The organism is Gordonia sp. CNJ-863, assembly GCF_001942325.1.
Taxonomy (GTDB): domain Bacteria; phylum Actinomycetota; class Actinomycetes; order Mycobacteriales; family Mycobacteriaceae; genus Gordonia; species Gordonia alkanivorans.
On sequence record NZ_MKKG01000001.1, the window covers coordinates 43,870 to 56,585 of the forward strand.

At 67.1% G+C, this 12,716-nt stretch carries 18 protein-coding genes; 10 read left to right on the forward strand and 8 right to left on the reverse strand.

From position 1 onward, the window contains the following. Positions 1-18 precede the first annotated feature (18 nt). Positions 19-1,182: a HEPN-associated N-terminal domain-containing protein gene (locus BJF87_RS00235; protein WP_075862411.1), complete on the reverse strand. Its 1,164-nt coding sequence runs from the start codon at positions 1,180-1,182 to the stop codon at positions 19-21. Between the two features lie 187 nt (positions 1,183-1,369). Then, the gene (locus BJF87_RS00240; RefSeq protein ID WP_262338805.1) at positions 1,370-1,708 is read right to left on the reverse strand and encodes a hypothetical protein; all 339 of its coding nucleotides are present in this window, start codon (positions 1,706-1,708) and stop codon (positions 1,370-1,372) included. Positions 1,709-1,999: 291 nt separating this feature from the next. On the opposite strand from BJF87_RS00240, the gene BJF87_RS00245 reads away from it, so the two are divergent. Then, positions 2,000-2,854: a DUF2690 domain-containing protein gene (locus BJF87_RS00245; RefSeq protein ID WP_158037435.1), complete on the forward strand. Its 855-nt coding sequence runs from the start codon at positions 2,000-2,002 to the stop codon at positions 2,852-2,854. Positions 2,855-2,954: 100 nt separating this feature from the next. On the opposite strand, the gene BJF87_RS00250 is transcribed toward BJF87_RS00245, so the two are convergent. Further along, positions 2,955-3,230 carry a hypothetical protein gene (locus BJF87_RS00250; protein WP_075862414.1) on the reverse strand — a complete coding sequence of 92 codons (276 nt, stop codon included), beginning with the start codon at positions 3,228-3,230 and terminating at the stop codon, positions 2,955-2,957. 241 nt (positions 3,231-3,471) lie between these two features. Continuing rightward, a complete protein-coding gene (locus tag BJF87_RS00255) occupies positions 3,472-4,002 on the reverse strand; it encodes a M15 family metallopeptidase (RefSeq protein WP_075862415.1) in 531 nt (176 codons plus the stop codon). A gap of 435 nt (positions 4,003-4,437) precedes the next feature. Here BJF87_RS00255 and BJF87_RS00260 point away from each other — a divergent pair, with 435 nt between their 5' ends. Continuing rightward, a complete protein-coding gene (locus BJF87_RS00260; RefSeq protein WP_084813121.1) occupies positions 4,438-4,992 on the forward strand; it encodes a hypothetical protein in 555 nt (184 codons plus the stop codon). Between the two features lie 16 nt (positions 4,993-5,008). Here the strand turns inward: BJF87_RS00260 and BJF87_RS00265 are convergent, their stop codons facing one another. Further along, positions 5,009-5,710 carry a helicase associated domain-containing protein gene (locus BJF87_RS00265; protein WP_084813131.1) on the reverse strand — a complete coding sequence of 234 codons (702 nt, stop codon included), beginning with the start codon at positions 5,708-5,710 and terminating at the stop codon, positions 5,009-5,011. Positions 5,711-5,857: 147 nt separating this feature from the next. Here BJF87_RS00265 and BJF87_RS00270 point away from each other — a divergent pair, with 147 nt between their 5' ends. From BJF87_RS00270 to BJF87_RS00300, 7 genes are all read left to right on the forward strand, one after another. Further along, a complete protein-coding gene (locus BJF87_RS00270) occupies positions 5,858-6,250 on the forward strand; it encodes a hypothetical protein (RefSeq protein ID WP_058253264.1) in 393 nt (130 codons plus the stop codon). Then, complete coding sequence (locus tag BJF87_RS00275; protein ID WP_075862418.1) at positions 6,247-6,999, forward strand: RES domain-containing protein; 753 nt, start codon at positions 6,247-6,249, stop codon at positions 6,997-6,999. The genes BJF87_RS00270 and BJF87_RS00275 overlap by 4 nt, the downstream gene beginning before the upstream one ends. After that, on the forward strand, positions 6,984-7,742 hold the full coding sequence (locus tag BJF87_RS00280; protein ID WP_075862419.1) for a helicase associated domain-containing protein: 759 nt from the start codon (positions 6,984-6,986) through the stop codon (positions 7,740-7,742). The genes BJF87_RS00275 and BJF87_RS00280 overlap by 16 nt, the downstream gene beginning before the upstream one ends. A 4-nt stretch (positions 7,743-7,746) precedes the next feature. Next, on the forward strand, positions 7,747-8,475 hold the full coding sequence (locus tag BJF87_RS00285; protein ID WP_075862420.1) for a helicase associated domain-containing protein: 729 nt from the start codon (positions 7,747-7,749) through the stop codon (positions 8,473-8,475). Positions 8,476-8,484: 9 nt separating this feature from the next. Then, a complete protein-coding gene (locus tag BJF87_RS00290; protein WP_139319381.1) occupies positions 8,485-8,895 on the forward strand; it encodes a hypothetical protein in 411 nt (136 codons plus the stop codon). Between the two features lie 209 nt (positions 8,896-9,104). After that, complete coding sequence (locus tag BJF87_RS00295) at positions 9,105-10,190, forward strand: DUF1524 domain-containing protein (RefSeq protein WP_075862422.1); 1,086 nt, start codon at positions 9,105-9,107, stop codon at positions 10,188-10,190. A gap of 128 nt (positions 10,191-10,318) precedes the next feature. Continuing rightward, positions 10,319-10,525 (forward strand): hypothetical protein, encoded by a 207-nt coding sequence (locus BJF87_RS00300; RefSeq protein ID WP_044508856.1) that lies wholly within the window; start codon positions 10,319-10,321, stop codon positions 10,523-10,525. Between the two features lie 210 nt (positions 10,526-10,735). Here BJF87_RS00300 and BJF87_RS00305 read toward each other — a convergent pair whose 3' ends face one another. Next, on the reverse strand, positions 10,736-11,044 hold the full coding sequence (locus BJF87_RS00305; RefSeq protein ID WP_075862423.1) for a hypothetical protein: 309 nt from the start codon (positions 11,042-11,044) through the stop codon (positions 10,736-10,738). A 49-nt stretch (positions 11,045-11,093) separates the two neighbouring features. Between BJF87_RS00305 and ligD the strand changes: the two genes are divergently transcribed. Then, positions 11,094-12,047: a non-homologous end-joining DNA ligase gene (gene ligD, locus BJF87_RS00310; RefSeq protein WP_075862424.1), complete on the forward strand. Its 954-nt coding sequence runs from the start codon at positions 11,094-11,096 to the stop codon at positions 12,045-12,047. 97 nt (positions 12,048-12,144) lie between these two features. On the opposite strand, the gene BJF87_RS00315 is transcribed toward ligD, so the two are convergent. After that, positions 12,145-12,357 carry a hypothetical protein gene (locus tag BJF87_RS00315; RefSeq protein WP_058253254.1) on the reverse strand — a complete coding sequence of 71 codons (213 nt, stop codon included), beginning with the start codon at positions 12,355-12,357 and terminating at the stop codon, positions 12,145-12,147. Next, positions 12,354-12,680 carry a hypothetical protein gene (locus BJF87_RS00320; protein ID WP_058253253.1) on the reverse strand — a complete coding sequence of 109 codons (327 nt, stop codon included), beginning with the start codon at positions 12,678-12,680 and terminating at the stop codon, positions 12,354-12,356. The genes BJF87_RS00315 and BJF87_RS00320 overlap by 4 nt, the downstream gene beginning before the upstream one ends. Between the last annotated feature and the right edge of the window lie 36 nt (positions 12,681-12,716).

Sequence of the window (12,716 nt, forward strand, 5' to 3'; positions counted from 1 at the left end):
CTGCGCGCGATTCGGTCGTCAGACTGCTTGATGAATGATCGTCCGGTGGTCGAGTACGAGCCGGGTGTCCGGTGTCTCGTTCCCGCGGTCCGCACACTCCTCTGGGGTCACGAACAGCACGCAGCAGTCGACATCATCGACTGCTGTTGACCGCCACAGGATGCCGTCGACGGGACCATGTGGGAGGCCGTAGCGCAGGAACTCGGTGATGATCTGGGTCGGGATGTAGGTGACGTCATCGGAGCCACCGGGGCGGGTGGGTTCACCGATGGACTTGATGAACTCCCGCAGAAACACAGTCGCCGGCCTCCGGTCCCGGTCCGCTGCGTTGAACAGGGACGGAACGGGCGGCGGGGTACGCAGATCGAGTACCCGCACTCCACGGTGGAGCGCGAACTCGCCGACGCTGAGCCCGCTTCCGGGATCGGCATACTTGCTCACCTCCCCGACGGCACCGGCACGCGTCGAGGCGCCGTAGAGCGCACTGATCCCCGCCGCCGTCATACGGTTGCTACGCGCGTACTCCGACGGCGGTGGACCAATGTCGGAGGCGGTCGCGAACGTCTCCCCGGCGTTGCCGACCCGCGCACGCCACCAGGTGCCACCGGCGGGTTGGTCGATGACCAGATCGGCGAGTTGGACGGCTCTGGTGACGGCGGCGGGAACCTCGTGCACCAGATGCATCCCCGGCTCGTCTTCCTCGGCAGGATCGGGCAACAGGAACGTGTAGCGGCGCCGCGTCCGTACCTCCTCGCGAAACCGGTTCCAGCTCCACGCCAGGCCCATGCCCACCGGGGGCATGGCGAGATCGCGGTCGCACCACTCGGTGGTGTGGACGCTGCGCGCGATCTCCTCAATGACGGCGTGATCGCTGCTGACGTCGTTCTCGTAGAGCAGTTCCTCGGTGTCCTGCATCGCGGCCTGATACCCGCCTTCGCTGGAGTCGTAGTACGCCTCGTTGATCGGGTCGGTGTACTCAGTCCTCAGGCCGTCGACGACCAGCTCCAGGACGACGTCGAGCGACGCCGCGGGTCGCCGACCGCAGAACGTGCACGGTCCGACCGAGGTGTCAGCGGCGTGATGGACCGACTGCTTGAGGATCGGGTCGTCGAGGCACTGCGAACAGACAACAGCGTCAGAGTAGGACCAACCCTGCTCCATCATGTGCTTGGCCATACCCATGTCATAACTATCCCGCGGCCCATCGTTTCGCGCGAACGAGCGCGGCGGGCCGGCCATCGCTCGGCACCGTCGTCGACAACGAGGATGAAGTCCTGCTGTTCGGTCTCGCCAGGTACTACGGCCGCGCGCCGTACGGCCACCCCGTTCATGGCGGGTGGTCGCACGGCGCGGGTGTCCGGGGGCAGGGCTACATGCGGATTCCGAAGATGGCTTGCATGCACCACTTCATCACTCCAGCCCCGACGGGGCCGAGCCGCGGAATCCACGCTTTGGCCGCCGAGATCGCGCCCGAGGGGCCGCCGAAGGTGAAGCCGATGACGATCGGGGCGGCAGCGACTCCGAATCCGCCCAGGCAGCCGGCGAAGCGTGCAGTGTCACCGGCGACACTCACCTGGTGGCGACCTGAGTCGGCCAGCAGCGGACTCGGCTGCGCGTGGGCGGGGGCCAGCTCTGTCGCGGGCGCCGTTGATGCGGGCGGGGTCGCGGAAGGCTGGGCCATGGCCGGGGAGCTGGCGGCGAAGGTCATCGCCAACCCTAGGAGCAGGGAAATTACGATGGTGACCGTAGGCGAGAGGATACGCCGCGGCCCCAGAGGGGAGGGTGCTTTCGATGACATGTGCGTGCTCCGTTCGGGGTGTGGATGGGTGTATGCCCTCTCGATCTGAGGCGTCCGGCCGCCCGTCCGCACCTGGACGGACAAGCTCGGATGATCTGCGCTCGTCGTCCAGTCCGGTTCGGTTGCCGCAGCCGAGCCTGGACGGTCAGATCGAATGACCGACACCCAACGTGCACCGTGGAAGGACTATGTGATGTGGCGATGACGTCATCGGCGGACGACGAACTCTCCGACCAGCCCCCTGCCTCATCGGACCCAGACGACGAATACCGCGCGGCCGTGGCAGCGTTCAAGACCGAACTCAACGCGTTCCGTAAACGTCATCCGAACTCCAGCTTCGAAGCGTTGGAGAAGACTGTGGCCCGACGTCATCCTCACCTGACAGTGGGCAAGACCACGCTGAATGACGCGACTCGCGCTGATCGGCCGCTGCCCACGCCGCGCACGCTGACCGCCATGGTGATGGCGTTGACAGACGACCCGGCCGAGGTGGCTGACTGGCAGCAACGTCTCGCCGATCTCACCCCGTCTGCGGCCCCGTCTCCGCTCGCACCAACAGAGCTATCGACTACCGGCGGCTACCCAGGCTGGCGACAGCGGCGGTGGTTGCTCGTCGTTGCGATTGTCGCTGTGCTGATCGGCAGCAACGCGGCCACCTTCTTCATCACCCGCCATATGTCGACACCATCGCCGCCTGCTGTTCGCACCGGGGACAACCCCATCGCGACCGACTGCGTGGCGGACGCGCGCCCTGCCGCGAACAGCACCGACAACCCAGCCTTCTTGCTCGAGTTGATCTTCTCTCCGAGCTGCGACGCCGGGTGGGGGCGGATCACCCGCTTGGCCGGCGCCGACACCAACAACATCTTGTCGGTCACCATCTACCGCAATGCAGACCCCTCCGGACCATCGCGCCAGCTAGCCACCGAACCCGACACCCACTCGGCGTTCAGCACTCTCCTCATCCGCGACAACCCCACCGACCGACTCTGTGTCACTGGATGGGCCACCATCGACGGCCAGCGCACCGACAGCCCCACTCCCCTATGCATTTGAAGACGTCTCGAGCGGCTGGGGTTTGGGAGTAGGACGCCGTACGACCGCGCCCCGCCAACTGATGCGGTTGGCGGGGCGCAATACACAGTCGGGCAGGAGATCACCAGGTGAGCTGCGGCTGTTTCGTCGGAGCCTGGTAGGTGTCGAACTGCCAGCCCTTGAAACCCCGCGCGCAGGCCGTTGCGCCCAGGCTCGAGTTTTGCGCGAGGACCGTGTTGCGCCACGCGTCGCATTCCACGAAACCTGTGTAGGTGTAGGTGGTCGCCTGCGCGGGTGACGCAGCGAGCCCGCCGACGACCACGGACGCACCGATTCCGGCGGCGGCGACGGCACAGGCGACCACTGAGGCGCGCATTCTCTTCTTCGTGATGTCCATAGTGACCTCTTCTTGGAGTGTGTGTGATCGCTACACAACGTGATTGGTTTCATAAGCTGCCGAAAGGTGGGCGCCTGTAGTGACCGTCGATGCGTCGATGCTCACCCTCGTCGACCGCGTACGGGGCGGGCGACATCGGCTACGACGCAGTGCTTGTCATCGGACGAACCCGATCGGCACCCGAGCAGGTGTCTAGTTCTGACGAGATCGGCGCCAGCAACGCTCAATGCTGCGCTGGCCGTTACCTCACTTCGAAGTGCGGATCGTCAGGGAGGCTGGACCATTCTCCGCCCCAAACGATTTGACCGCCCGTGCTGGCTAGCTTGGCGCGAATCTTGCCGGTCTGCTCGGGGGTGAAGGTGCCCGAGAAGCCCTGCCCGCCATGAATTTCGAGGTTGAGATCCACGGCGGTGCCGCTGCCGTGGTTGGAGTAGGCCGTATTCGTCGGCGGGACGAGTGCCGGTTCGGCCCATGACCAGTCGTCACCGTTGCCGAGAGTGATGGGCTCGACGTTGGCGTCGAACCAGGTGACGAACTCGCGGAGCAGTTCGGTGGGCTTACCGGGGGCGGTCCAGAAATTGACCCCGTTAACGGCCCATTGGGTGGTTTGGGCCTGAGTGATGAGAGGGTACCCATTTTGGGAGGTCCCGGCGGCGGCAGCGCCGGCGCCGAGGATGGATGCGCATCCAACGACAAGCGCCGAACTGGCGGCCAGGAGATGGGTGCGGAGGCTGCGGGTGGGCAGCGTGGAGCGAGAGTGACTGGACGGCATCAGTCAACCTTTCGATTTGATTGTGAACGTGCGGTTCTCAGCAGACCCGCGCCGACGGCAACCAGCAGGGATCTGCAGCAGAGAACCTATCGCAAACAGTACCCGTAACTGTCCACCTCAAGGTCTGCGACCGCGGACTATCCGTATACCGTCGAGTCGAAGAGTCCGGGAGTACGTCAGTTTTCGCGCTGTGAAGTCCCTGGCGACCGACCGCTTGCGGCGGGTTAGGCTACGCGCGTGACCATGCCGCCACCTGGTCCTGGCCATCCCGGTTACGGGTTCCAGGGCCCGCCCGGACAGCCCGGGCAGCATCCGCCGAACGCCGGCTTTCCGGGACAGGGAGTCCCGTACGGCGCGCCTGCGCCCTATCCGGGAGGTGTGTACCCGCCGCATCCCGGTGGTCGGCCACCGAATAAGGGCCGCAAGGGATTATGGTTGCTCGCCGGGTTCTTGGGGTTCGCGACGGTGCTGGCCTTGATGATCGCGGTGAGCGTGGCCCTCGAGGACCCCAGCGACTTCGAGAACAACGTCGCCAACACCACCGAAGTGGAGGTCGGTGACTGTTTGACGGTAGGCGAACTCGCCGGGGAGCTTGAGGTCGAGACCGTCGACTGCAGCTTCCGAGGGTTTCATTATGCAGTCGCGGAACGGGTGCAGACCCGAAACGGTTGTGGCACTGAGTACGCCGCATTCTGGTATGAGGAACGCCCGTACGCCGGCGCCCGCCCGCGCATCGCGGAAGTACTGTGCCTTGCCCCGGTGTACCGGCAGGGGCTGTGCTACTCCGAACCGCCAACGGATGTGCCAAATCCGTTAACCAAGGTGAACGAGGTCGACTGTTCAAGGGTGACGCTGGTCCCTGGCGGTACGAACTACTTCAAGGTCGAGACCAAGGTGGCCGCGGCTCCGGAATGCACAGAGGGACAGGTCGAGTACTTCGCCGCGAAGCCGACACCGGCTGGATACTGCTTGACGTACTTCGAGCCTTAGACCATCCGCCGCGCGGCTAGTACGCAGTCGTAGAGCCCTCTGCGCCGTGATCGTGAGGCACGGGCGGCCGGGGCGAGGATCGGAGGTTCCACTGCCAGTCGGGGAACTCGGTTTCGAGCTGGGTGATCCGGTCGGACGAGAGTCGGTGTCGTCGGTACTCGGTGCGGCGTTTGGCCACCCAGGCGCCGATCGGGAATCCGTCGATTGTTGCATCGCGGGGCGGTGAGCTGGTGCCGTGTGCGGCGGCGTAGCGGTGCAGGTGATCGAGGCCGACGTGGAACGGTGGTCGAGCCCGCAGGGTCCACTGCCAGTCGGGGAACTCGGCTTCGAGCTGGTGGGCGTGTCCAGGTGGCATTTGTCCGGCCCGGTATTCGGCGCGGCGGCTGGCGACCCAGGTACCGATCGGGAATCCGTCGATGACGTCGTGGCGGCGGGCGTTGCTGGTGCCGTGGAGGGCGACGTAGCGACGCAGGTGGGTCACGCCGGCAGCGAAGGTCGTCCGGGCATTGGTCTTCCATTGCCAGTCGGGGAATTCGGATTCGAGTTGCGCGATCCGCTCCGCGGGCAAGACGCCACGACGGTAGTCGGTGCGGCGGGTGTTGACCCACCGGCCTATCGGGAAGCCGTCGATGACGTCCCGCTGGCGCGGGTTGCTGGTGCCGTGCACGGCGACGTACCGATGTAGATGGGCGATACCCTCATCGAATCGGCTGGTCACGGTCACCTAGTGTGCCTGTCGCTGGCAGCGGTCGGCCACCCACCCGAAGTCCTCACCACGACCACCAACGGGTCGCGGCGAGCATTACTTCTGGCGTCTAGCTGTCACACACCGTGGGATCTATACTGGGATCGAGAGGTGATCACCATGACAGCAGCGCATCCCCGGCCAGACCTGGCCGCCTACGCCGAAGCGGCACGTATGTCGCAGCCCGAACTCGTGGCTGCGTTGCGCGATCTGCTCGGCGCGAAGCTCGTGGCCTACCTGGGGCGGGTGAGCGAGACCCGAGCGGTACGGCAGTGGGCCGAGGGCACCCGCACCATCGCCAACCCCGACGACGTCGAACGGCTCCGGATCGCCTACCGCGCCGCCCGCCTGATCACCGAACGCGACACCCCCGCCGTCGCCCAAGCGTGGTTCCAGGGCCTCAACCCGGTCCTCGACGACCGGGCGCCGGCGTTGCTGCTGCGCGACGGCGAGCTCGCCGACGTCGGCCCCCAGGTGCTCAACGCTGCCCGCCAGTTCGCCGCGGTGGGATGAACCAACCCCGCACGTCGACGGTCGGCACCCCGCACGGTCCGATCACCACCAGCATCCAGGTCGCCGCGCCCATCTATCGGGTCGGGTACGCGCCGAGTCCGTGGGAGTGGACGCCGTGGGAGTACGCCACCGACGGCCGTTTCGCCGGCCGCTGGGATGACCCCGACGGGGTGTGGCGCACTCTGTACTGCGCCGGCACTCCCTTGGCCTGCTATCTCGAAGTCCTCGCGTTCGCCCGACCCAGCCCGCAACTGATCGCCGAGCTCGACGACATCGTCGTCGACGAGGAAGACGAGCAGGACTATCCCACGCTGCCGCCCGGGTGCGTCCCGCGATCGTGGTGTGAGGCACGGATGCTCGGCCACGGCACCCTGACCGGACGGTTCGCGGTGCCCGCCGACCCGGACAGCCTCGCCACCCTGCGGACGGTGTTTCGGCCGCTCGCGATCCGCTACGGGCTCGATGACCTCGACACCGCCGCGTTGCGGGACGGCCGGCCCCGCGGCCTCACCCAAGCCATCTCCCGTTGGCTCTACGCCCTCACCGACCACGGACAGGCAGCAGTCGACGGGATCGAGTTCGACTCCCGCCACGGCGACCAGCTACGCATGTGGGCGCTCTACGAACGCGCCGCCGACCCCGACATCAGCCCCCACATCGACGTGGTCGACCACTGCCCCATCGACGCCGCGGATCCACACCTGGCCCGCGCCCTGACCCTCCTCGGACTCAAGTGGACCCCCGCATAGACCGACCTGAAACAGGCTGTGCCGCAACGCCGAGCGAGGATGAGGCTGGCTCGACCAGCCGTGGTAGTGCCTACGACCGTCTCTTCGACACCGGGATCGCCCACCTGCACCGCTACGTCGCCATGCATGGTTCCAGCTCACCTCCCCGCGGCGCGACGATCGACGGGTTCGCGATCGGTCAGTGGGTCGTCAACCGCCGTGCCGAGTACCGGCGGGGCCAGCTGTCGCCCGAGCGGATCCGCCGCCTCGACACCGAGTTCCCCGGCTGGGTGTGGAATGTGCGTGAGGCGATGTTCGACGTCGGCGTGACCCATCTGCGCAGGTATGTCGCCGTCCACGGCACGAGCAACGCCGGAGAAGGCGATGTGGTCAACGGTTTCGAGATCGGCACCTGGGTCGCGTCCCGGCGCGCCGACTACCGCAGAGGCCGACTGTCGGCCGAGCGGATCGCGCGTCTGGAGTCCGAGTTCCCGGACTGGCAGTGGCTGCCGCAGGACGAAGCCTTCGCGGCCGCATTCGAGACCGGACTGTCCCACCTGCGCCGCTACGTTGCCGCCCACGGCACCAGCCAAGTCCCTCAGCGGGATGTGATCGACGGGTTCCCTATCGGTACCTGGGTCGCCACGCGCCGCGCCGACTACCGCAAAGGCCGATTGTCGGCGGAGCGGATCCGCCGCATCGAAACCGAGTTCCCGGACTGGCGGTGGACGGTACGACCCGCCGCCACGAGCAACCGGCGGTGACACCGTGCCCAGCGAGCACGACTCCCCGACCGCTGGCCGTCGCCGTGCGGACGAGCGGCGGTTCGACGCCGGGATCGCGCACCTACACCGCTACGTCGCCGCGCACGGTTCGAGCTCGCCGCCCCGCCACGCGACGATCGACGGCTTCGCGATCGGCGGCTGGGTCGACAACCGCCGCACCGACTACCGGCTCGGCCGGCTATCGCCCGAGCGGATCCGCCGCATCGAAACCGAGTTCCCCGACTGGCGGTGGAATGTGCTCGATGCCGCCTTCGCGGCCGGGATCGCACACCTGCGCCGCTACGCCGCTGCACACGGCACCAGCAACCCCCGCCAGCACGACGTCATCGACGGGTTTCCGATCGGCCAGTGGGCGGCGAACCGTCGCGCCGACTACCGCACAGGCCGACTAACTGCTGATCGAATCGCGCTGTTCGACAACGAGTTCGCGGACTGGCAGTGGAACCCCCAGGACGCGGCATCGGCCGCCGCGTTCGAGGCCGGCGTCGCGCACCTGCATCGGTATCGGGCCGTGCACGGCACCAGCAGCCCCAGCCAGCGGGACGTGATCGACGGCTTCGCGATCGGCCAGTGGGTGGCCAACCGTCGCGCCGACTACCGTCGGGGCACCATGCCAGCCGACCGGGTCGGCCGCCTCGAGGCCGAGTTCGACGACTGGCGATGGACAGGCCACAACCGACCTGGTGTTCGTCGCGGCGCTGGGGAGCGATGAGGAGATGCGGTGAACCTTGCTGCGGCAGTAGCGGAACGGGTGGCAGCGAAGGCGGCACAGCCTCCTGCATGCGACGACGTCGCTGTAATGGCCGCGTGGGCTGTCGGGGACTGTGTGTGCGTGGTGTTTCGTTCACGCCTGGTCAGTGACCCGGCGAAGGTGTTCGGCGTGATCTACGACCTCGACTTCCACCCTTCGGATGCAGGACCCGTCACCGATATCGAGGCTGCCGCCTATCACATCCTCGCGTTCGAGGTCATCGAGCCGCACCCCTATCCCCAGGTGTTCGCCACCGGTAACGAAGCTATTCACTGGCGGGTGATGTCGGCGCGGGAACATGACCTACTGGCCGTCATATCGCAGCTGCCAGACGTCGGCGCTGTGGGCGATCAGGGCATAACGATCCGAGGCCGCTCCTGATCCGACACAGCAGCCCGCCGGGCTGAGGCAACGGGTTCAAAACCCGGCCAGTGTCAGTTCGAGTACGGCCGGCGGCACTGAAGCAAACGTGGGACGGGATTGTCCGGTTCGGTAACGATGTCCGAGTGGGCTGCTATAGGTAGTTGACATTCGATCGGCCATTGCGCGCCGATCGCCGCTTGTGTGAAAGGCTCTCCCGCTCAATGGCTATGCCCCCGCTCCCCCCTGCCGTCTCCTCGTCAGAGCCGCCGGCCACCCCTTCACCTCGCAGGACTCGATCCCGGGTCCTGGTCGGCAGCTGCGCGGCTGCGCTGGCCCTGGCGCTGGGAGCGTGCGGGACGACCGACACCGTGACCACCGAGCGTGTCGCTGACACCTCGACGCTGCCTGCGACGAAGACGTCCGCGGTCGCGGCGTCGGAGGTGTCGCTGCCCACCGCGACGCCGGTCGTCACGGTGTCGGCGGCACCGGCCGCGAACAAAGCGCTGGCCACGCTGGACACGCTCGAGGTGAAGGGTCGCGCACCCAAGACCGGGTATGACCGGGATCTGTTCGGGCAAGCTTGGACCGATGGCGTGAACGTCGACAGCGGCCACAACGGCTGCGACACCCGCAACGACATCCTGCGCCGCGACCTCACCAACATCGTGCTCAAGCCCGGCTCCAACGGCTGCGCGGTGCAGTCCGGAACACTCGCCGACCCCTACACCGGCACCACCATCTCGTTCGTGCGTGGCCAGCAAACCTCGTCGGCGGTGCAGATCGACCACGTCGTCGCGTTGTCGGATGCATGGCAGAAGGGCGCCCAGCAGCTCTCCGCGGCTCAGCGAGCGGACTTCGCCAACGATCCGCGCAACCTGCAAGCCACCGACGGCCCCACCAACCAGCAAAAGGGCGACGGTGATGCCGCGACCTGGCTGCCGCCGAACCGTTCCTACCGCTGCACCTACGTCGCCCGTCAGGTCGAGGTCAAAGCTGCCTACCAGCTGTGGGTGACCCAGGCCGAGAAGGACGCCATCACCCGCGTTCTCGGTAGCTGCGGCGCCGCGGTGCCGGCACCGACGACCCGCCAGGTCCCCAACACCCGGACCTCGACGGCGACACCGATCCCGGAACCGACCTACACGCCGCCGACGACGACCTACACCCCGCCACCTGCGGTTGAGGCGCCGGCGTCGGTCTACTACGCCAACTGCTCGGCAGTCCGCGCCGCGGGCGCGGCCCCGATCTACGCCGGGCAACCCGGTTACAGCAGCAAGCTCGACCGCGACGGCGACGGCGTCGCCTGCGAATAGACACCCCGCCATCCCCCACGCCGTCACGACGGTCCTTTCGGAACGTCGTGACGGCGGTCTAGGCTGCGGGCGCGGCACCTTCCCGGGGTGTTGCGAACCCTGTCGTCGAGAACTCTCAAGGAGTGGTCATGGCTGGAATCGCAGACAAGTTCGACAAGGCATACGAAGACAAGTCGCTGGCCGAGCTGGCCGATGCGCCGGTCGCGGCGCTGCAAGGCGTCAGCGACGGTGACGCCGAAAAGCTCCAGGCGGCGTTCAACATCAAGACCGTGCGTGACCTGGGCACCAACAAGTTCTTCCTCTGGGCCCAGGCGGTCGCCAAGCTCGCCGAATAGACCGGCCAGCTGCGCGGAATACCGCGGGTGGGGCCACCGTTGACTCGTGCGACGGTGGCGGGCTCATTGCCCCGGGCCTCACCCCTTTCCGCCGCTGCGTGCGGCCACTCGCCGAGAGGCGCACTGACCGGCACCGTCCATCTACACACTGAGGCCGTCGACCCACTCGGGTCGGCGGCTTCAGTCGTCACCAGCAGCGCGTGTGTGCAGTCACCGCGGGATGACGGTGCCCTCGGGGAGGTCGTACTCGGCGAGGATCACCTCGTCGCCGTAGACGGGTGGGAAGTCATCGCCGGGGATCTGTGGGACGGCAAACATGAGTTTGAGGAACAGGCCGGGGTCGGCTCCGTCGAAGGCGCGCAGGGAGATCCACGGCCGGGTGCCGAACGGGTCATCGACGTGGCCGTCCCATCCGCCGAGCTGGTCGAGATAGTTGGCGAGGGTGCGGCCGGGGTAGCCGAATCGGGCTGCGTAGTTGATCGCTGTGGTCTCTGCGGTGATGCGTACGCGTTCGATCACGGCCTGAGGATAGACACCGACCGGTCGGTGAGCGAGGACAGTGGAGCGTATGGCTTCCATGGCGCCGATGCTCGCAACTGCGGGTCCTCCCCCGTCGGGTTCGGGCTGGTCGTGGGAGATGAAGTTCGATGGCCAGCGCTGTGTCGCCCGAGTCGCTAGCGGGAAGGTGTTGCTGTTGAGCCGCAACCTCAGCCCGATCACCTCGACCTACCCCGAGATCACGGCCGCCCTGATGAACGCCAGTGGCGGCCGCGACGTCGTGGTCGACGGTGAGATCGTGGCTCTCGACGCCGACGGGCGGCCGTCGTTCTCGCTTCTGCAACGACGCATGCACACCCCGCGGCCGGGCCGGCGGCTGCTCACCGATGTTCCGGCGGCGTTCTATCTGTTCGACGTCCTGGAGCTCGACGGCTCCGACGTCGGACCGCTGCCCTACTTCGAGCGCCGCGAACTGCTCGACACCTCGCTCACCAGTATCGGCGCGGCGCAGGTCACCCCGTACTGGCCTGACAGCTCCGCCGAACCGATGCTCGAGCTCGCGAGGACGTTTGGCCTGGAGGGGGTGGTCGCCAAGCGAGCAACGTCGAGATACGTGCGGGGGCAGCGGTCCCCGGCGTGGGTCAAGGTTCCTCTGCGGCTCAGCGCCGAAGTGATCGTGTGCGGGTGGACCGGCGGCCCGGCGATGGTGCGGTCGCTGCTGGTCGGCGGCTACCGATCCTCGGGTGAGTTGGTCTACCTCGGGGAGGTCGGTACCGGGTTCACCCAGCGGCACCGCCGCGAGATCGCTGAACGACTGGCGGCGATAGCGCGCCCCGAGCATCCGTTCACCACCGAGCACTCGCCCACCAGGATCAGAAACGTGCGGTGGGTGCGACCGGTATTGATCGGCACCATCGAGTACCGCGAGCTCACCCGCCGGCTGCGACATCCCTCGTGGAAAGGCTTGCGCACCGACAAAACCCCGGACGAGGTGATCTGGCCCGAACACGACACCCAGTCCTGACTACTCGGACGTCGACTCGGTCACCTGCACAACGCAACCACGATGGCCCTGTGGCAACCGACCCGCCGGGGAGGGCGGCAGCGCAGCGCCAGCGGAGTCAGCTCGTGGCTTCTCCGAGTCGATCGACCTGTCCGCCGACCTCGTCGGCGTACGCCTGGGCCTCGGTCGCCTCATCGTCGGTGTAGACCCGGACGTCTGCCGCCCTACCGGGCGGCCGCACGATCAACGTCAGCTCGTCGATCGCGACGCGGCCGCGTTTGGGTGCGACGCGATTCGTGGGCCCGGCCCCGGCATCGTTGTTCTCGGTCATCGCTCGGCGGCGTCCTCTCGCGGTTGCAGCGCCTCGGGTGGCACCCACATCGTGATGACGGCCGACGAGACGTGGTTGGCGCTTTCGACCGGCATCTGACAAATACCGCGCCACAATCCATTTGAGACCTGCAACCACGCCAAGAGGAGCGCGGGCATGGTCGGTTCGATACGGGCACCGGAGGCTCGCACCCGCAGCGAGACTCCCCCGCCGGCGGCATATGACCGTCCGCAGGACGGGTCAGCGATCGCCATGTCGATCAGCACGGGCCTGGGCGGGTCGACCACGCGTAGTGTTCGGGTGTCGGGCCAGCGATCGAACATGCTCACAGTTTAACCCAACGGGTCGAATGGGTGTTC